General features: G+C 43.5%; 18 protein-coding genes. 9 read left to right on the forward strand and 9 right to left on the reverse strand.

Annotated elements, in window-relative coordinates; translation table 11 throughout:
* Window positions 1-386: 386 nt before the first annotated feature.
* The 6 genes from nhaC to D3H55_RS20660 all read left to right on the forward strand — a co-directional run bounded on the left by nhaC (window position 387) and on the right by D3H55_RS20660 (window position 7,183).
* Complete coding sequence (gene nhaC, locus D3H55_RS20635; protein ID WP_240628722.1) at window positions 387-1,811, forward strand: Na+/H+ antiporter NhaC; 1,425 nt, start codon at window positions 387-389, stop codon at window positions 1,809-1,811.
* Window positions 1,812-1,924: 113 nt separating this feature from the next.
* Window positions 1,925-2,635 (forward strand): DUF421 domain-containing protein, encoded by a 711-nt coding sequence (locus D3H55_RS20640; RefSeq protein ID WP_119549197.1) that lies wholly within the window; start codon window positions 1,925-1,927, stop codon window positions 2,633-2,635.
* Window positions 2,636-3,015: 380 nt separating this feature from the next.
* On the forward strand, window positions 3,016-3,789 hold the full coding sequence (locus tag D3H55_RS20645) for a TerC family protein (RefSeq protein WP_119549198.1): 774 nt from the start codon (window positions 3,016-3,018) through the stop codon (window positions 3,787-3,789).
* A 430-nt stretch (window positions 3,790-4,219) separates the two neighbouring features.
* Complete coding sequence (locus D3H55_RS20650) at window positions 4,220-4,771, forward strand: site-specific integrase (protein WP_119549199.1); 552 nt, start codon at window positions 4,220-4,222, stop codon at window positions 4,769-4,771.
* A 29-nt stretch (window positions 4,772-4,800) separates the two neighbouring features.
* Entirely contained in the window at window positions 4,801-6,267 is a 1,467-nt protein-coding gene (locus D3H55_RS20655; protein ID WP_119549200.1) for a potassium/proton antiporter, read from the forward strand.
* A gap of 31 nt (window positions 6,268-6,298) precedes the next feature.
* Complete coding sequence (locus D3H55_RS20660; protein WP_119549223.1) at window positions 6,299-7,183, forward strand: YitT family protein; 885 nt, start codon at window positions 6,299-6,301, stop codon at window positions 7,181-7,183.
* A gap of 141 nt (window positions 7,184-7,324) precedes the next feature.
* Here D3H55_RS20660 and D3H55_RS20665 read toward each other — a convergent pair whose 3' ends face one another.
* Window positions 7,325-8,098, reverse strand: a complete 774-nt coding sequence (locus D3H55_RS20665; protein ID WP_240628724.1) for a DUF1836 domain-containing protein — start codon at window positions 8,096-8,098, stop codon at window positions 7,325-7,327.
* 195 nt (window positions 8,099-8,293) lie between these two features.
* Here D3H55_RS20665 and htpX point away from each other — a divergent pair, with 195 nt between their 5' ends.
* The 3 genes from htpX (at window position 8,294) to D3H55_RS20680 (ending at window position 11,293) form a co-directional block, all read left to right on the forward strand.
* Window positions 8,294-9,175 (forward strand): protease HtpX, encoded by an 882-nt coding sequence (gene htpX, locus D3H55_RS20670; protein ID WP_119549201.1) that lies wholly within the window; start codon window positions 8,294-8,296, stop codon window positions 9,173-9,175.
* Window positions 9,176-9,473: 298 nt separating this feature from the next.
* Window positions 9,474-10,568 (forward strand): ATP-binding protein, encoded by a 1,095-nt coding sequence (locus D3H55_RS20675; protein WP_240628726.1) that lies wholly within the window; start codon window positions 9,474-9,476, stop codon window positions 10,566-10,568.
* Window positions 10,569-10,615: 47 nt separating this feature from the next.
* Window positions 10,616-11,293, forward strand: a complete 678-nt coding sequence (locus D3H55_RS20680) for a YdeI/OmpD-associated family protein (RefSeq protein ID WP_119549202.1) — start codon at window positions 10,616-10,618, stop codon at window positions 11,291-11,293.
* Between the two features lie 41 nt (window positions 11,294-11,334).
* Here D3H55_RS20680 and D3H55_RS20685 read toward each other — a convergent pair whose 3' ends face one another.
* The 8 genes from D3H55_RS20685 to D3H55_RS20720 form a co-directional block, all read right to left on the reverse strand.
* Window positions 11,335-11,712, reverse strand: coding sequence for a VOC family protein (locus D3H55_RS20685; protein ID WP_119549226.1), 378 nt, complete (start codon window positions 11,710-11,712; stop codon window positions 11,335-11,337).
* Window positions 11,713-11,858: 146 nt separating this feature from the next.
* Entirely contained in the window at window positions 11,859-13,355 is a 1,497-nt protein-coding gene (locus D3H55_RS20690; RefSeq protein WP_119549203.1) for a glycine betaine uptake BCCT transporter, read from the reverse strand.
* Between the two features lie 132 nt (window positions 13,356-13,487).
* Window positions 13,488-14,270, reverse strand: coding sequence for an HAD-IIB family hydrolase (locus D3H55_RS20695; protein WP_119549204.1), 783 nt, complete (start codon window positions 14,268-14,270; stop codon window positions 13,488-13,490).
* Between the two features lie 598 nt (window positions 14,271-14,868).
* Window positions 14,869-15,576: a 23S rRNA pseudouridine(2604) synthase RluF gene (gene rluF / locus D3H55_RS20700; protein ID WP_119549205.1), complete on the reverse strand. Its 708-nt coding sequence runs from the start codon at window positions 15,574-15,576 to the stop codon at window positions 14,869-14,871.
* Between the two features lie 155 nt (window positions 15,577-15,731).
* Complete coding sequence (locus D3H55_RS20705) at window positions 15,732-17,678, reverse strand: FtsX-like permease family protein (protein ID WP_119549206.1); 1,947 nt, start codon at window positions 17,676-17,678, stop codon at window positions 15,732-15,734.
* Entirely contained in the window at window positions 17,665-18,429 is a 765-nt protein-coding gene (locus D3H55_RS20710) for an ABC transporter ATP-binding protein (protein ID WP_119549207.1), read from the reverse strand. Before D3H55_RS20710 ends, D3H55_RS20705 begins: the two co-directional genes overlap by 14 nt.
* 101 nt (window positions 18,430-18,530) lie before the next feature.
* Window positions 18,531-19,535: a sensor histidine kinase gene (locus D3H55_RS20715; protein WP_119549208.1), complete on the reverse strand. Its 1,005-nt coding sequence runs from the start codon at window positions 19,533-19,535 to the stop codon at window positions 18,531-18,533.
* Window positions 19,532-20,224 carry a response regulator transcription factor gene (locus tag D3H55_RS20720; RefSeq protein ID WP_119549227.1) on the reverse strand — a complete coding sequence of 231 codons (693 nt, stop codon included), beginning with the start codon at window positions 20,222-20,224 and terminating at the stop codon, window positions 19,532-19,534. The genes D3H55_RS20715 and D3H55_RS20720 overlap by 4 nt, the downstream gene beginning before the upstream one ends.
* Between the last annotated feature and the right edge of the window lie 206 nt (window positions 20,225-20,430).

Below are 20,430 nucleotides of genomic sequence, written 5' to 3' on the forward strand. Positions count from 1 at the left end.
TTACAATGTTGCTATTCATAGTTACTTTCCCCGGTATTTCATTGCCTATTCAGCGTTCCGTCAGGCTGAACGGATCTGGCCAATGATGAAGTATATTTAAGGATCCTCGAGTATAGTGCAAAGCAAATTGGTCTAATGGCGTCATTTCATATAATATGGATACTAATCAGAATTTACAGAAAATTAGATATGGAGTATTATTTTGATATACCTTTTCTTTTTTAGAGGCGTAAACCCCTGTTTTATCCTTTAAGCGGTTCCCCTGCTTACCAGGTTTGCCAATACCATTTTGTTGAAAACCCCCTATTTTTATAATCCAATTTACAAAATGATCTGCAGAAAGGTATTTGAGATCAAGTTTAAACTTAAAATTAAGGAGTGGTTTGTTGGAAACGGATATTATCAGAAAACCTTCATTCATGTACGCATTGTCCATGCTGCTTGCAGCCGTGGCGGTTATTTCGGTTGGAATCCTTGCGTTTGATGCACCGATTCAAATTCTGATGTTTATCAGTATGCTTGTGCTGATCCCATTTATGATGGGACTGGGATTTACCTATAAACAAGTAGAAAAGTCGATGATGTCATCGATGAGCAGGGCGCTTCAGCCAGTCCTGATTCTGTTGACCGTCGGTGTTTTAATCGGTGCATGGATTGCATCTGGAACTGTGCCCACTCTGATTTACTATGGAGTTAATGCGATTTCACCGCAATTCTTTCTAGTAACTACATTGCTGTTTTGTTCACTTGTATCGGTTGCGACAGGAACTTCGTGGGGAACGATCGGGACCGCCGGAATTGCCATGATGGGGGTAGGTACGACTCTTGGTATCCCCATGGGGCTTACAGCGGGTGCGATAATCAGCGGGGCTTATTTTGGAGACAAAATGTCACCGCTGTCGGATACGACCAATTTGGCGCCGACAGTTACAGGAGGAGATTTATTTAAGCACATCAAGCATATGCTTTGGACAACGATTCCTGCCTATGTCATCACTGCTGTGATTTTCACCTTTGTCGGCTTGGGATACAATGCCGAGGGTGTGAATGCAGAAAGTGTCGTCCAATTAACCACTTATTTGGATGATACGTTCAGCCTGGGAATCGTCCCGATGGTTCCCATCATTGTTCTTGTTTCTTTACTGATGCTTAAAAAGCCGGCAATCCCTTCTATTTTCATAGGGGCGGCAACAGGCGGTGCCGTTGCGGTTCTTTATCAAGGAGTCAGCTTTAACAGTATCATTTCAATTTTTTATAACGGTTATCAAATTGAATCCGGCATTGAGATTGTCGACAGCCTGCTGCAGCGCGGAGGCTTATCAAGTATGCTTGCCTTGGTAGCACTGTTCCTCTTTGCTCTTGGACTGGGTGGAATGCTGGCAGAGTCAGGAGTGCTGGAGGCATTGATCGCTTCCTTTGCCCATAAGATTCAGCATACAGGCATGCTTGTCTTTGTGACCATCATCGTCAGCTATACTACACTGGCTATCGGTGGTTCCGTTTATTTCTCAACTGTAATGGGCGGAACCTTGATGAGGCCGATTTTTGAACGATTGAACCTTAAGCCAGAGAACCTATCAAGGGTTCTTGAAGATACAGGAACACAGAGCTCCTCATTGCTTCCTTGGACAGGAAGCGGCATCTACACCTCAGGAGCATTGGGTGTAGCAACCGGAGCATACTTGCCGTTCTGTTTCCTGGCTCTTCTGACTCCACTGGTTTCCCTTTTCTATGGGATCACCGGTCTGACCATGACAGAGAAGGAGCGGCCGAGGAAAAAGAACCAGGCAGCCAAAGCTGTCGAGGCGTAAGGGGGAAAGCTTCAAGCCTGCATATCGGCTTGAAGCTTTTTTTGTTGTGTTCTTTTATGCAATAAAGGAATCATTATGGAAATGATAGGAGTAATGGGAAGGAGGATTGTGCTATGGAAGAAAATTTTGAGGTACTGCTAAGATCGGTGACAGCCTTGGGGCTTTTGCTGACCGGCGCAAGAATAGTAGGAAAGCAGACCATTTCACAAATGACAGTATTTGATTTCACCGCTGCGATTACATTGGGGGCAATCGCAGCCAATTTATCCTTTAATACATCTATTAAGGCACAGAATTTTATTCTTTCACTCATTATTTTTGTCCTTGTATTCTTCCTTATTGAATTGGTTTCGTTAAAAAGCCGCAAAGCAAGAAAGTTCCTTGCCGGTGACCCTGCAGTCGTCATCCAGAATGGCAGGATTCTGGAACATAATATGAAGAAAATGCGTTATGCATTGGATTATTTGAATCAGCAGTTAAGGGAAAAAGATGTATTTGACATCCAGGAGGTCTTATTTGCCATTGTGGAAACGAACGGTACACTAACTGTATTAAAGAAACCTCAGTTCAGAAGCGTGACAAAACAGGATATAGGGGCACCTTCTCAAGAGGAGCAAAGGCTGCCGATCGAGATGATCATGGACGGGGAGGTCATCGAAAAGAACTTGAGCGAAAATGAAGGAGCCCGAATCTGGCTCAGGAGAGAATTAGAGAGGCGGAATCTTGAGGAAAAGGAGGTAGTGTATGCTGTCCTTGCTGCCAATGGGATGGTGTACATAGATACCTATAAGGATCATATTTCCAGACCGGTAGACGAAGAATAAGAAATACCTTTCCAGCTATTTACTGATTTTGTCTAAAGTAAATAAGAACTCGAAAAACCATCCTTTTATGTTATTTTCCAGAAGGGGCTATTCATCCTGAAAACCCCTTATACATAGTTTAACAACGGGCATGAAAAGGAATAGTTACAGTACCCGAAGGAGAAGATAAGCCGAGTGAACCTGCATCTTCAGGTGTTTTACGAATATTCATGTTCTTTTTTGACAATTTCACAATTTGTCTGCATTATATAAAGGTAAAGGGGAGTAGCTGTACAATAAAAGTCGTCATCACGAGGAATTCCTCCGGCTTTATTGGCAATGCAAATTGTTAGCCAGACCTTTACTGCAAATACTTTGCAATTCAAGGAAGGAGAGGTATTTTGGAGTCGATCTGGCTGGAATATGCATGGGCATTATTAATTTTGATTGGTCTTGAAGGCTTGCTTTCTGCAGACAACGCACTTGTACTTGCTGTTATAGCAAAACATTTACCGGATGACCAGAAGAAAAAAGCGATCAACTATGGAATTCTTATGGCATTCTTTTTCCGTTTTGGAGCTCTTTTTGCTATTTCATTCATCGCGAATGTTTGGCAGGTGCAGGCAATCGGTGCAGCCTACCTGATTTATTTGGGAGGAAAGCATCTGATAACTGCAAAGTTCGGAAAAGAAAATGAGAACATTGAAGAAGAAATTGAAGAGGAATCAAAGGGGAAAGGGTTCTGGCCGACAGTAGGTAAGATTGGTTTGGCAGATCTCGCTTTCGCCATCGATTCCATTCTTGCGGCTGTTGCCTTGGCACTCGGCCTGCCTGCTTCAGGTCTTGGTGACTTCGGCGGCATGGACGCCGGTAAATTCATCGTGGTTGTACTCGGAGGTATTGCCGGACTCATCTTGATCAAGTATGCAGCCACATGGTTTGTACAGCTGCTCGCGAAACGGCCGGCTTTGGAAACAACAGCTTATGCAATTGTTGCCTGGGTAGGTGTCAAACTTGCTGTCATTACCTTGGCGCACGAGGACATTGGTGTACTTGACCATCATTTTCCTCACAGCACAGGCTGGACACTGACTTTCTATGGTGTACTGATAGCAATTGCCCTGTTTGGATGGTTTGCTCCAGAGAAAAAATCATCTTCACAAGAAGGCAGTTAATCAATAGCTTTTAAAAAACGGACTCAGTGATATGGGTCCGTTTTTTTGTTTCACGTGAAACATTATTTTCCAAGGCAGTTTTCGCATATATTGTTGCTTTCGGAAAACTCCCTGGTGCCGTATTTTCCCCCTGTAGTCAAAGGGTTACTCTCAAAAAGAACGAGCAGCTCTTTTCATTCCTGCTCACCGGGGTTTTTACGACGATTTACCAGAATATTAGTTGGAAATTATATTGAACAGCAACAAAGTTTACGAAAAGAGCCTTTTCCAAAGCGAATAGATATATATACTTTAGCGAAAGAAAATCATCCAAGCTTATTCGAACGATTAGGCTTTGTTCTAAGGAACTCTATCTAAACATAAGATTTGTTAATGTTACTAAAGGTACGTATAATGAATATTAAGTAACATAACATTATGGAGGAACAATATGGAGTTTGTTGAGCCAATTAAAGATATTGCAGACATTCATGAAATAAAAAAGTTGTTGTATCAACATTCAACAAGAGATTACCTGTTTTTTGTCTTGGGCATAAACACAGGGATGCGTATCAGCGACCTTCTTCAGGTCAGAGTGGGAGATATCCAAGAAGAGGGCAGCCTCAAAGAGTTTTACAGTCCATCTAATACGGAAAACCGCTTCTATTTAAATAGGATGGTAAGACGCGCTCTTGCTGATTACTTGAATAACTGTACGCTGCAGGATGGCGACTATTTGTTTAAGTCCAAGAAAAATAATCAGCCGATTACACGGCAGCAGGCTTACCGGATTATCAACAAAGCAGCACAGGAAGCCGGGGTCAAAGAAAAAGTAGGTACCCACACCCTCAGAAAAACCTTTGGTTACCATGCGTACCAAAAAGGAATCGCTTTGTCGATCCTCCAGAAAATCTTCAACCATTCCACACCCTCTGAAACATTGAACTACATAGGAATTGATAAGCATTCCGAAGGCCCGATTAAGGTAGATGTAAACTTGTAACCCATAAGCAGAAACCAGAGTTCGAAAGGGTGGATGATTTATTGATAAGTTCGGATTATTTTATATTACTTGCAGCTTTGCTGCTTATTATTGGAGTCATCACAACTAAATTTTCTACCAGGCTCGGTGTGCCGGCACTTGTTCTGTTCATTTTGGTCGGGATGATAACCGGCAGTGATGGATTAGGTTTAATCTATTTTGATAATGCAAAAGTCACTCAGCTGATCGGCGTCCTGGCGTTAGTCGTCATACTTTTTGAAGGGGGACTGCAAACCAAGATTTCCACTGTCAGATCTGTTGCCAAGCCGGCATTATCGCTTGCGACTGCCGGTGTGTTGATCACCACAGCAGTTGTAGCTGCAGCAGCGAAGTTGATCTTGGATTTCTCCTGGCTTGAAGCTTTCCTTTTCGGATCTATTGTAGGTTCTACAGATGCTGCTGCTGTGTTTGCAGTGCTTAAGGGACAAAATGGCAAGCTGGGGTCAGTCCTTGAGGTCGAGTCCGGTACAAATGATCCGATGGCGGTATTTCTGACGATCTCCTTCATTGAACTATTGACCGTCGAAGACCCGGTATATGCCTTGTTGGTCGGTTCATTCTTTTGGCAGATGGGCCTCGGGCTTCTGCTGGGAATCGCTTTCGGTAAGTTAGGCTCTCTTTGCATCAATAAGATCAACTTGGATTCAAGTGGACTGTATCCTGTTTTTACAATGGCTTTTGCTTTATTGGCTTACAGCATCACGGATCTGGTCAATGCGAGCGGCTTACTGTCAGTGTATGTAGCCGCCATGCTGATCGGCAACAGCGAATTGACCTACAGGCATTCGATTTTCAGGTTCAACGAAGGCTTTGCTTGGATGATGCAGATTCTAATGTTTGTCATCCTCGGGCTCCTGGTATTCCCAACTCAGTTGTTTACATGGGAGGTCATCTGGAAGGGCGTCCTGCTGTCAGCCATTTTGATCATTGTGGCAAGACCAATTGCTGTTTTCCTTTCGACAATCAAAATGGACTTCCACTTAAACGAAAAGATCTTCCTGTCGTGGGCTGGCTTGAGAGGCGCGGTCCCGATCGTCCTGGCTACTTTCCCACTTATTGCGGGGCTCGAGAACTCGCCGATGATATTCAATGTGGTCTTTTTCGTAGTATTGACTTCAGCGTTGATTCAAGGATCCACTATTTCCATCTTCGCCAAAAAACTGGGATTGGCAGGCCCGGTAAAGTCGGAACCTGTACATTCCCTGGAGTTGGTTTCGATTGGAAAAGCCAACGCGGAGATCATTGAGGTGGAGGCAAAAGCGGATATACCTATTTTAGGGAAAAGCCTTGCAGAGGTAGAATTTCCAAAAGACGTTTTGATCAATGCTGTCATCCGTGGTACAGAATTGGTGACACCCTATGGCGAAACTGTAATTAAAAAAGGAGATGTCCTTTACATTCTCGTTTCGAGAAAGAGCAAGAAAGAACTTAAAAGAATGCTGAATATACATGAATAACAGGGGGGAGAAGTAGTTGGCTGATGAAACTATGAAGCAGCAGGTTCAAAGAGAACTGCAGCATCCGAAATTAAGCACCAAAGCAGTGATTAAACGGACCTTTTTTATTCTGATTGGCGCCATGCTGATGGCGTTGGGAATCGAAGTATTTTTAGTGCCCAATTTAATCATGGATGGCGGGATTGTCGGTATCTCCATCATTTTATATAATCTCACGGACATAAAGATCGGGGTATTCATATTCCTATTGAACATCCCCTTTTTCTTCTTAGGCTATAAGCAGATTGGAAAGACCTTTGCCATTTCGACAGTCTTTGGAATAACGGTGCTTTCAATTACCACTTACTATCTTCATACAGTCGCTGCCTTCACGCAGGATATGCTGCTTGCTACCGTGTTTGGCGGTATCATTCTTGGTGCAGGTGTGGGGCTGGTCATCCGTTATGGAGGAGCTTTGGATGGAAGTGAAATCCTGGCGATCCTGTTAAATAAGAAATTTCCGTTTTCTGTTGGCGAATTCATCATGGTATTCAATGTATTTATATTTACATGGGGTGGTTTTGTCCTTGGCTGGGATCGTGCAATGTATTCAGTCCTTGCCTATGTAATTGCCTTTAAGACGATCGATATTGTGATTGATGGTTTTGATGAATCCAAATCAGCGTGGATCATCAGTGACAGAGACCAGGAAATTGGAGATGCCATACTTGCCCGGCTGGGACGCGGCGTAACGTATTTAAGGGGTGAGGGTGGATATTCAGGTGATGATAAAAGAGTCATCTTCTGCATCGTTACCCGGCTGGAAGAGGCCAAGTTGAAATCAATTGTCGAGGACTTGGATCCAACGGCTTTCCTCGCTGTCGCAGACATTAATGAAGTTCGCGGAGGACGGTTTAAGAAGAAGGATATTCATTAAGAATAGAAACTGAAAGAAGAGCAGACACCACTGATCCTGTCGTTGGATCAGTGGTGTCTGCTCTTTCTATTTCGAGAGTGCCCCTTGGAATACAGAGGGAAAATCCGTCAAGTGCGATTTACCGGATCCAGAGCCTTTATCTTATATGCCTTTAAAAAATAATGCCGCCCCCGCATATTTCCTGGCAATGGCCTGATAATAAACGGATTGTACAGTAAAGGCTGAAGCTATCAGGATATTCAGGACAATTTCCTGATCCTCCTTTGAGAGCCCGTGGAAGGAAGGCAGCACTTTCCTGCATTCTTCTTTGATAAGCATGTCGGCATGTCCATTTATCGATGAATCATCTGCCCCTTTGTTTGAAGCTGTACTTGTCAGGTGGTGTACCTTATCGAAGACAGAAGCATAAGCAGAATATAAATCCACAGGATTGATGATGTCATCTGTGCGGTCTTCCGGATTATTAAATACCAAAGTGAGTACTTTCCGGATGGATTCAAAGTCCAGAGCGGCTTTCAGGTCCTCGACTATAAATAGGATGGCAGCTTGATCTACGGTATACTTTCTGCCAATTTGCGGTGTGCCGATCAGTTCTTTAATATCCCGTTTGACCCAATTCTGTACAGCACTCGGGGAAAGATTTGTGAACTCGATCTGGTTCCCCAAAGAGACGATTTCATTGATGGAAAACCCAATTTCCTCGCACCCTGATTTGAAAAATCTTTCGAAAATCGAAGGCATCTCTGTAGAAATAAATGCTTTGATGTTTTTTCCATTTTTCATTTCATCTTCATGCGCCACTGTCCAGGCACCCTGAAGCACCTTCAATGGTGTGGTTTCTGTTGCAGCGTTCAAGGAAGATAATAAATCAGCCATATTCTTTCTGGATAGTTTGAAGGTCTCCACGTTCTTCACCCCTGATCCTTCCAAATTTTCTCCAATGTTTCTTTATCGTACTGGTTCCCCTTGTACTCGTCAATCCTTCACAAATTTTCAAAGGCTGAAATATATCGGCTGACCTCTAATTAAAGATTGATTTTTAAACGGAAAAAACATATAATAAGTTCATATACAAGTTCATATGAACTTGAAAAAAGCGAGGGAGAATGAATGGGTAAACGAATTCTGTACTTTCTGTTGACAAATATTCTCGTATTATTAACGATCAGCATTATCTTCTCTGTGACAGGAGCGGGTAATTATATAAATGAGCAAGGCGGCATCAACTTTGGCGCTCTCTTGATATTCAGTGCCATCATTGGTTTCTCGGGATCTTTCATATCACTTGCTATGTCGCGCTGGATTGCCAAGAAAATGATGAATGTCCGTGTACTGGATCCGAACAAGCCTATGTCTGCCATGGAACAAGAGGTAGTGGAAAAGGTTCACCGCTTATCAAAAGCAGCTGGATTAATGCATATGCCTGAAGTGGGTATCTATGATTCTCCTGAAGTCAACGCCTTTGCAACCGGTCCTTCCAAGAAGCGTTCATTGGTTGCCGTTTCGACAGGACTGCTCCGGGAAATGGATGACGCCGCAGTTGAAGGAGTCATCGCCCATGAGGTAGCCCATATCGCTAACGGGGATATGGTTACAATGACGCTGCTGCAAGGGGTTGTCAATACATTTGTCGTGTTCCTTGCGAGAATTGCGGCTTGGATTGCCTCCCGATTTGTAAAAGAGGATATGGCACCAATCGTCCATTTCATTGCTGTTTTTGTATTCCAGATTGTCTTCTCGATACTAGGAAGCCTGGTTGTGTTTGCCTTCTCCCGTTACAGGGAGTTCCACGCTGACAGAGGCGGTGCAGATCTTGCCGGCAAGGACAAGATGGTCCATGCCCTGCGAATGCTTAAAGCCTACTCAAGCCGTGTAGTAGAAGAAAGGGATACTGCCGTGGCAACATTGAAAATCAATGGCAGAAGGAAATCTGCCCTCTTCTCCACACACCCTGACCTGGATGACCGTATCAACAGGCTTGAAGGCAGATAAAATTGGATAGACATCGGATAAAGACATGCCCGTTCCATATGGGTGTGTCTTTTTTGAGTTGTTAAAAATACTATTTTCATAAAAAGCAGCAGTGATTGTAAAAATATTCCTGAAAAGTGTTTGACTCTGTGGTTGATTTGTAAGATAGTTACAATATCTCTTCTATTAGGCGGTGAGAGAGCTGAAGGAATTTCATACGACTCTCAACAGGAAATTATATTATGCTATATCCTTTGGAATCATTCTTTTGATGACATTCGGGCTGCTTATTTCAAACCCGCGGATAGGCAATATAAAAATGGGTTATACCTTGCATTCAGTGCTTCTAGTGCTTCTTGCACTTTCAATTCTATTATACCCGAGATATGAAACAAGGCCGTTCAGGGTGGTCTTGATCATCGTAACTACAGCATATTTTTATACCCTGTTTTTTCTATACCCTGATACCTGGTCGACCTTTATATTTCTATGCTTTATTCCTGCTATTTCCATTCTGTTGTTTGATACCAAGCTGTTTTATTTCTCACTTGTGCTGAATGGATTTCTGATCACCTTATCTTTCTGTTACATATACACGGTGGACCAGGGAGCACGCTATTATCATATTGAAACGGATTTAGTTGGAAATATCCTTAACTTTGCCGGAAGCCAGGCCATCCTTTATTTTATTTTTCATGTCACCAATATGCGGATACAGAAACAGAGGGTTTATTACGAACAAGTCCAGAATGCTGAGCGCCTGAAGACGACCGGCCAATTGGCTGCTGCGGTCGCTCATGAAATACGGAATCCGCTGACAGTTGTAAAAGGTTTCCTGCAATATTATGAAGGAAATGATGACTTCAAGAAGGAATATAAGAGAAACTTTTCCCTTATGATCGATGAGCTGGACATGGCTGAACATGTAATTTCCCAGTTTCTCTCGATTGCCAAACCTGACAAGGAAACCAGATCGAGCCGGATTGTTGTGAAGTCTGTCCTTGATGATGTCACGGAGCTGTTGAAAACCTACGGCCTTCTGCATGACAATCATATTGAATTGCAGGTTAAAGAAGATTGTTATGTTTCCGCCAATCCCATTGAACTGAAGCAGCTGCTGATCAACCTGATCAAGAATGCCATTGAAGCCTCTCCGCATGGTGCAAATGTGTTGGTGAAGGCAGTCAAACGGAAAGGGATGGTGGAGATCGAGGTAAAGGATAACGGAAGAGGGATGTCGAAAGAGGAAATCAGTTTGCTGGGTACCCCTTTCTATTCACTTAAGAGCAAAGGAACAGGGCTTGGCCTGATGATTTGCTACAATATAGTCGGGAAATATAATGGCACCATTGAGTTCAGCAGTGATCCGGGAAGCGGCACGACGGTGACTCTTCAATTTCCTGAAAGCAGTTGAGAACGGTGAATGCTGAACATTGAATGTATATTGAAAGGGGCACTCATATGAACGGAAACTCACAGAAAAGCATCATCGAGAAACTGAATTTGACCAAATTCACAGACAAGGCTGTGATTAATCTTCCAGGGGATATTGAGCATTTCAAAGCCCTTTCTTATGACGATGTGATTCAGAAAGACAGCTATGACTTGTTGTTTGTCTTCATTTTCAGTCTTGAAGAATTTCAAAAGTATTTACAGGAAGCAGCAGCAGGAAAGCTCATAAAAGATAACGGGTATTTATATTTCGCGTACCCGAAGAAAAATAATCCTGTTTATAATGAGTATATAGAGCGGGACAGTATTTATAATCAGAACCATTACGATGAAGATGGATTTGTTCACGGCAGCAACCTGAAATTTTCAAGGATGGTCAGTTTAAATGAGGTTTTTACTGTAGTCGGAATGAAAGCGCAGCCACAAAAGAAGAAAGCCTCCTCCCCCAAAAGCCAGAGCGTGGATGACTATATCGGCTATATTAAAGATCTTCAGGACTATTTAACAAGCAACCAGGAAGTACTGGCTATCTATAAGGGGCTGACCCCCGGGTATCAGAAGGATTGGGCCCGCTACGTTTACAGCGCAAAACGGAGAGACACACAGGAAAAGCGGCTTCAGCAGATGGAAACAGTGCTGGCTGAGGGCTATAAGTCAATGGACTTATACAGACAAAGAAGGAAATAAAAATAACGCCGGGGTCTGTCATGGGATCCCGGCGTTGACTCTTAGGAGAAAACCTCGCTCATTAAGGCATGGGTATTGCCCTCTGTATCTTTAAAGAAAGTCATCCACGTTTCAGTCTGTCCCATCTTGGCGACCACATGGGGCTCATCCAGGAAGGCCACTCCGTTTTCCTTCAGTTTTTGATAGGAATCTTTAATACTTTTAACATCAAAATAGATGACGGAGCTTGCCTGGGCAAATTCCTCTTTTTCAGGTAGTGCCAGCATCAGCCGAAGCCCATTGCATTCCAAGAACGCCATGCTGTCGGTGTTGAACAGAAGGGTCAGTCCGAGTTTCTCTTTGTAGAATTCCACTGCACGGCCGATATCCTGTGCAGGCACTCCGATTTGTCCGATTTTTTGAACGGCATCCGTGTTCATGTAGGATTCCCCTTTCACTTTTTTCTTTTTCAAAATTATTCTGATATTTCCATTATACACTATTTTCCTATTTTCACAGAAAAGCACTGTCCCATTTGTTGGAACAGTGCTTTTGATTGGATACTCTATGGATCAATTCAGTTTTCTTATTTTATTTTGCGTTGTGAACGGGCTTCCTGTTGTATTTCTTTAAAAAATGATACGCCCATTAAAATCATGACAATGGCAAACGGAAGGGCTGCGATGATCAGCATATTCTGCAATCCTTGTGTACCGCCGAAGTAAACAACGACAGCAGCAATGGCTGATTGAATCAAGCCCCAGCCGATTTTCACTGAGTTTCCAGGGTTCAGCTGTCCGTTGGTACTCAGCATTCCCAGCACAAATGTAGCGGAGTCTGCGGAAGTGATAAAGAATATCGCAATCACCAAAATGGTGAGGACCGACATGAAAAAGCCGAGTGGATATTCTGCCAGTACTCCGAATGTGGAGGTTTCCAAGGAAAGTTCAGAAATTGCGGCTGTTCCAAGCTGCTCCAGGTTCAAGGCAGAGACACCGAACACAGCGAAGAATATGAAACATACCAAGGATGGAAGGAGTAATACCCCGAATAGGAATTCCCTCACTGTCCGTCCTTTTGATATACGTGCAATGAAGATGCCGACAAATGGCGCCCAGGATATCCACCATGCCCAGTAGAAGATGGTCCAGCCGTTGATCCAGCCGCGATTTTCTTCATCCAAAGGTGCGAGCCTGAAACTCATATCGAAGAAATCGGAGATGTACCTTCCCAGGGTATCTGTGAACATATTGAGGATGTACATGGTCGGCCCGACAACAAATAGGAGGAGCAATAATAAAATGGCTAATCCCATATTGATGTTGCTTAAATATTTGATGCCTTTTCCGATTCCAGACCAGGCGGACCAGATGAACAGCACGGTAGCAATGGCCAGTACCAATATCTGGACAGTGAACGAATTAGGGGTTCCAAATAAGTAGGCAAGGCCTCCTGTAATCTGGGCAGACCCGAATCCCAGTGTCGCTGCGACACCGATGACAGTCGCGAATACAGCGAGCACATCGACGATTTTACCGAGCGGCCCTCTCATCATTTTTTCCCCGAACAGAGGGGTAAGTGTGGCACTGATCAGGCCTGGAGCTCCCTTATTAAACTTGAAATAAGCCAGGATCAGGCCGACGATGGCATAAACAGCCCAAGCATGGATTCCCCAATGGAAGAAGGAATATTTCAATGCTTCTTTGATTGCAGCATTTGTGCCTTCTTCACTCATGGGACTGCTGATAAAGGCGTGCGATATAGGTTCGGCGGTTGTCCAGAAGACAAGGCCGATCCCCATGCCGGCACTAAAGAGCATTGCAAACCAAGAGGATCTGCTGAACTCGGGCTCGTCATCCTTCTTTCCCAGTTTTAACTTACCGAATTTAGAAAACATGAGGAAAACACAGAAAAGAAGAATGGCGATGACAATCAGTAAATAGAACCAGCCGAAATCACTTAAGATCCTGCCGGTCAACTCAGAAGAAAAGTTGTTTAGATTCTCGGGGGCCACAGCTCCCCAAATAACGACGGCCAATGAAATGGCCAGTGCATACCAAAATACTTGTGTAGCTTTATTCATACTTCACCTCTCAAAAAATAATCAATTTGAGAGTATCCAACTCTATTAGTATAACATGATTTCTAAAGTGGTGCTTTCAGCCTGCAAGCTGGAAGGCGGTTATCCGCTTTAATAAGCAGACAACCGCCATTTTTAGATCATGTCTTTAAGGATTTCTGCGGTTCCTTCCGCAAAATTCCCATCAGAACGTTCGATGGATATCTTCTCGTCATCCGTTTCGGGAGCATCTCCTTCTCCTACCCAGAAGAATGTCACCTCTTCTGCACCGCTTTTGCGCGCTGTTTCAGCCATGATGAAATCTCCCTGGCTGTCGCCAAAAACATACACCTGTTTTCCATTTAGGGAAGTTTGTTCAAATACCCACTTCGTCCCAACCTTTTTGGAAAGGTCTGGAGGAACAACGTCCACGCCGTAAGTAGAGACTACCACCTTTTTATTGTATTTGCCGGCGATTTTCTCAGCTTCTTTGGAATAGGCTTTTAATGCCTTTCTTGTTTTCTCGAGATGTTCTTCATCCCCGGGATCTCCGTGAACTGCTTCAACAGTTCCCATCGATTCCTTAGTGTCATCCCATTCAATTAGTCCATCGTAATCATTTTTTTTGCTGATTTGTTTTAGCTCATCATTTACCTCATCAGAAATGACGAAATCATCATCCAGCTCCCATGAATTTATATCAGGACCTTTTCCCTTGATGGCACCGTGTTCAGCCACACAGTATAAACCGGACCAATCCTGATTTTCGCTCAGGGAAGAAAAAATATTTTCCTCCAGCCATTTTCTTGAGCGGCCAGTAATGAAGGCCAGCTGATGGTCCTGTCCGTGCAGTCTTTCGATTATATTTAAAACATCGTTGCTGGGGCGTGCGTGCTCGTCTGTGAGGACACCGTCCACATCGAATATAAAGAATGCCATTGTAACCTCCTTTTTATAGAGTAATATATACCCTATTTTTATAAAAAATAGAGTGAAATTAGTAAAAATGAGGCAGAGTTTTGGTTGATGGGTACAGTGTTGCTGGATTTGTGTGCGCGAGGGAAATCAAAATCGAAAAATATAAAAGCTTGATGGGGCTGCCGATTTGGGGAAATGTTATATCGAAGTCGGCATAGAACCTCAATGAGGTGGTCGATTGGGTGGAACCGCCAAATCGGAGTAGTCAAAGGGGGCCAATGAGGAGGTCGATTGGGTGAAACTGCTGAATCGGTGTAGTCAAAGGAGGCCAATGGGGAGGTTGATTGGGTGAAACTGCTGAATCGGTGTAGTCAAAGGAGGCCAATGGGGAGGTTGATTGGATGGAACCGCCAAATCCATGTAGTCATAGGAGGGTTTCCCTCGAAAAGCGGGAGGGGTTCATCAAACAGGAAAAAACATAAAAATGATGTCCCCGCAGCGAAAGCAAAGGACATCAAAAAGAAAACTAAATATTAATCAGGTCCTCGCATTGATCCGAAGAGGCCGCTTCCAAAGCGGGCAGACTATCACACAGCCTGCCTATTTCCCGGCGCCTGATTCACCATTCCTTCGGTTCGTAATCAAGGTCACTGAACAACTGCTTTTTCTCTTTTTTGGAAAGATCGCGCCACTGGCCGACTGGAAGGTTTCCTAAGTGGATATTCATGATCCGCACCCGTTGGAGCCGCAGTACATCATATCCCAAAGCTTCGCACATGCGGCGGATCTGCCTGTTCATCCCCTGGGTCAGTATGATTTTAAAATCATATTTGGAAAGCTGTTCTACCTTACAAGGAAGGGTCTTTGTTCCCAATATCTTGACGCCTTCCGACATTTGCTTCAGGAATTCAGGGGTTATGGGCTTGTCTACCGAAACGTTATATTCTTTTTCATGCTCATTTTCCGCTCGGAGGATCTCATTGACAATGTCTCCATCGTTGGTCAGAAGAATCAGACCATCTGAGTCTTTATCAAGCCGTCCAATGTTGAATATCCTCAGGGGGTGATTCACAAGGTCAACAATGTTTCCCTTGACGCCTTTTTCAGTTGTACTCGTGATTCCGACTGGTTTGTTTAATGCAATATAGACATTGTTCCGGGCAACCCTGATCTGCTGCCCGCTTACCCTGATATCGTCGCCGGATTCAACCTGGTCACCGATTTTTGCCTTTTTCCCATTAATGGTGACTCTTCCTTCTTCAATCAGCCTGTCTGCGCCTCGTCGTGATGCTTTCCCTGCTTCACTGATAAATTTATTTATACGCAATTAGAACACACACCTTCATCATTATCATTGTAGCTTAAGAATATCCAATTACCGGCTGGTTTTCAAGGAAGGGTGGCGAGCAGGAGGGAAATCTTCTGGCCGATTTTATTAAAGGCGATAGAAAAAACCCGGCCAGTACAGCCGGGATAAATCATTTAGAGCGCTGCCTTGATCACTTTCTTATAATACAGGACGGACAGTAAGCCAAAGATTGAATAAAAGGCAGTATATAGCCCCATAACGATGATCATCGGTGTCCACAATTCGGTTCCGAAGAAGAACCAGCCAGACTTGACAGCAAAATAGCTGTGAAGCAATCCAGTGACAAGGGGAATCCCGAAATTGAACACCTGCTTCAGCTGGATTCCTTTCAGCAGGTCGCCTTGAGTATAGCCGAGCTTTCTCAGGATCGTGTAGTGCTGGCGTTCGCTTTCGCTCTCATCCATTTGTTTGAAGTAGAGAATGCATCCTGATGTGATGAGGAATGCCAGTCCCAGGAAACCGACGATGAACATGACGGTGCCCATCATTTGCTTTTGAATGGTGCTCATCGCCAATTGAGAGTCATTACCTTCTTTTTCTGCTAAGTCCGTTTCGCTGAAGAGCTCATTTGCCTTTTCTATCTGGGACTCGTTTTCGATCTCCATTCCAATATAAAGAGAAGAAGGTTTCTGGATCTCCGGGTCAAGGTCGCTCTTAAGACTGTCAAAGGTATCTTCGTCTACTACAGCTATAGGAAAGCCGCCAGTAGTGAAATACCTGGAAATATAATACTCTGGTTGTATTCCCATATACTTTTGCTGAGTTTTGCTGGAACTGCCAAGCAATGACACTTTTCCTGAATCTTTTAGGGAGAGGAAGGACTGGACCAGGCTATTATATCCTGTAAACAAAAGCTCATCGTTTTTAAGCTCTATTCCATCTACCGAATTTTCACTAATAACAGGGAACGTCAATCTTTTAGGATTCAAGTTCATTTCGTCAAGCTTGGAATCCATAATATCAGAAGCATCCAGATTTACCTGAAGAACCTCGATTGTTTTTTCACTAAAAGGAATTCCGTTCTCCTTCAAGATACCTTTAAACTGCTGCATGTCCTGTTTATTGGTAAAAGTGAAATCCGCAGGAACATTACTTTGCGCTAATTTTTCAGCAGAATAATAAGAGATATAGCTTAGGGAAAGCAGTGCGATGGCGAGCGCGGAAACGGTTGTAATAATTGTCAGAAGAAGAGCGTTCGACTTCATCCGGAACATTATGGATGAAAGGGAAAGGACTTCATAAATGTTTAAATAGCCATTCTTGCTGTTTCTTATCAAGTTGGCAATGAACCGAATGGATCCTTTATAAAAGAAGTACGTTCCGCTGATGACAGATGCCAGAATGACAATCATCGCTAGGAATATTTGGTTCATCGTTGCGAAATCTCCTCCAAATAACTTCGAAGATAAGTAGTAGCCAGAAAGGATCAAAGTCAAACCGAGAACTCCCATGAAAACTTCCCAGAATGAAATTTTCTTTACTCTATCTTCTGTAGAGCTTGTAACCCGGAATAATGAGAGGATGCTCTGCCTTTTGATAAATGTATAATTCATAATCATGATCAGCAGATAGATTCCTGCAAATACAATCAAGGTTTGGACCAGGGCACGTTCGGAAAAATGAAGAGTGGCGATGGCATCGACACCGCTCAATTTGAACAGAATCATGATGATTAATTTTGAAAAAGAAAAGCCGATGAAGATGCCGGCTACAACTGAACCAAAATAAAGAATGAAATTTTCAGCGCTCAGTAGTTGGAAGATCCGGCCTTTAGTCAGCCCAATTAATTGGAACAAACCTATTTCTTTACTGCGTCGTTTGATAAAGATAGTGTTAGCGTAGAGTAGGAAAATCGAGACGATGGCTACAAGCAAAATCGCTGCTGCTCTTATCGCTGCTGCTCCTTTTATTGAATCTTTTGTTCCATCCATTGAGGGATCAAACTGCAATGTGACAAACGCAAAGTATAAGGCCACACTGAAAATCAAAGCGAAAACGTAGAGATAATAGTTCTTAAGATTTTTCTTCAGGTTGCGGAAGATAAGATCATTCATGCTCATACTGAACACCGCCTAATACCGCCTGGGTTTTGATGATATCTTTGAAAAAGCTTTGTCTGGATTGTTCCCCTTTGACAAGCTGGGTGTAAATCTGGCCGTCTTTTATAAAGATGACTCTGCTGCAGAAGCTCGCAGCCGTCGGATCATGAGTGACCATTGCTATGGTCGCTTTTCTTTCTTGATTTAAATCGGCAAGTTTATTGAGAAGGTCTGATGCCGATTTAGAATCAAGGGCACCGGTTGGTTCATCGGCAAAAATGATGCTTGGTTCATGTATGAAAGCCCTCGCAGCAGAAGTCCTTTGTTTCTGTCCCCCTGAGATTTCATTAGGATATTTATCTTTGATTTCGTAGATCCCAAGCTCTTCTCCTAAAACCCTGAATCTCTCTTCTGCTTCTTTTCTAGGGGTTTTGGTAATGGATAAGGGTAGAAGGATATTTTCCTTCACTGTCAGAGTATCCAGCAGGTTGTACTCCTGAAAAATGAAACCCAGGTGGCTCTTTCGGAATTGTGCAAGATGCTTTTCCTTAAGAGAAGTCATTTCACTGCCATTGATGACGATGCTGCCCTCGCTGACTTTATCAATCGATGACAGGACATTAAGTAAGGTCGTTTTCCCAGAGCCGGAAGCCCCCATGATACCGACAAACTCCCCTTTGTCTATAGAAAGGTCGATCCCTTTCAGGACTTCCTGTTTATTAAATTTATTTCCGTAGCTTTTATGGATTTTAGCCGCTTCTAAAATATTCATAGCTTCAATCTCCTTTTAAGTTGATATGTCCATTATAGAAAGACGGCACACGATTTTCCTGCGAATCATCTAACAATATGCAAAAGCATGTGACAGTTTTGTCACATGCTCCTGATGGTGGTGAAAGCATTCTCCTGTGGGAAGACCAGCTGAAAAGTGGTACCGCGGCCGGGTACGGAATTTACCGACAGACTGATATGAAGCGGGCCGGCTGCTTTCTTGGCAAGGTATAATCCCATCCCTGTAGAGGCACTGTCATGATGGTGGACCGTGGAAGTGAAACCTTTTTCAAATATCCTGGGAAGGTCTTTAGGGTCGATGCCCCTGCCAAAATCCTGTATTGTCAGCACCGTCTTTCCGTCTTTGCCGCTGCTGTTAATGACAATATCGGAGTCTTTGCTGTATTTAACAGCATTGGACAGCACTTGTCTGAGGATGAAGGCAAGCCACTTGGCGTCACTGACAACAAGGGATTTGCCAAGGTTGATTTCAAATCCGATGCCTTTTTGGATACACCAGGATTGCAGTGTCTTGATTTCTCCGTAAAGAATCTCTTCCACATCCGTTTTTTCGAGATACAAGTCACTATCAATGAAAGAGATCCTTTTTTGGTGAAGCTTCTGGTCCAAAAGCAGGTGAATCCGCAGCCATTCATAAGTTAAGGCCGCCTTCATTGTTTCATTATCCATCCTTCCGATCATTAGATGCATGGTGGTCAAGGGGGTCTTTACTTCATGAATCCAGGAAAGGAGGTCGTCTTTCTCCTGCTCCAGTTCCGTTCGATTCTTCGAAGCAGCTTTCCTTAATGTTTCGGTTTGTCCTGTCAGGCTGTCTTCAATGATTTGTTCAAATGGACTGTCACTGTGGACAAGCGTGGATGGATCAAGGTCATCGGCGCGGTCCATTAAGGACTTATAAAAAGTCGTTTCTTTGTTGTAACGAACGGCGAGGAAGATGGAAAAAAAGATCAATGACAGAAACACGAAATACAAAATCGGCTCCAGGGGGAGGGACGTATCCAGATAAGCGAAAAAAAGCAGGAAAGCCAGAAAGGAGATGAAGAGTAAAATCCAGCTGAGTCTTTCTCGTAAAAACATTCTGATCATAAGGCTGTCTCTTCCTTGGCGGTATATCCTTGTCCGACTTTTGTCTGGATGAAGCTCCCTAGTCCTATTTCTTCAAGGCGTTTCCGGAGACGGTTGACATTGACGGTGAGCGTATTGTCACTGATGAAACGCTTGTCATCCCATAGGCTTTCCATCAGTTTTTCCCGGCTGACGATTTTGTTTTTCTCTTTGATCAGCAGCTTTAGAATGAATATTTCGTTTTTTGTCAATTCAATCGTTCCCGCTTCATTTGTAACGGTATTTTTTTCGTAATCGACAGCTGCACCGTTCCAGGTCTTCAGTTGAACATTATTTTCCGTGCTGTAATTGTAGACTCTGCGCAGTATAGCTTGAATCTTGGCCACCAGCACCTCGAAATGGAATGGCTTCTGGATAAAGTCATCAGCCCCGAGCTGCATGGACATGACCATATCTGTTGGATGGTCGCGCGAGGATAAGAAGATGATCGGGACATTGGAGTGGGAGCGTATCAGCCGGCACCAATGAAAACCGTCAAACTTGGGAAGCTGGATGTCTATGATGACCAATTCAGGTTTATGTTCTGTAAACTCCTGGAGGACAAGACCAAAGTCTTCAATTCCCTTGACCTCGTATGACCATTGGGATAATCGTTCTTTTATTTCATGGAATAATGTTGAGTCATCTTCAATGACAAGAATTTTAAACACTGCTAACACCACACTGTCTGCCTGATTTTATTACGATTATAGCAGAGTTTACCTTGTGTCCTGCAAGTGGTGAACCCAAAATGTATGATGGTGTTGAACTAACTGTTATAGGCGTGAAGACTCTGCGGTCCCGTCAAGATTGGCGGTTCGCTCATGGGAGAGAGGGGCATGCCGCACTACAACGTAGAATTAGTCCATAAGGGCAG

This window comes from Bacillus salacetis (assembly GCF_003581585.1).
In the GTDB taxonomy this organism is placed as follows: Bacteria; Bacillota; Bacilli; order Bacillales; family Bacillaceae_B; genus Rossellomorea; species Rossellomorea salacetis.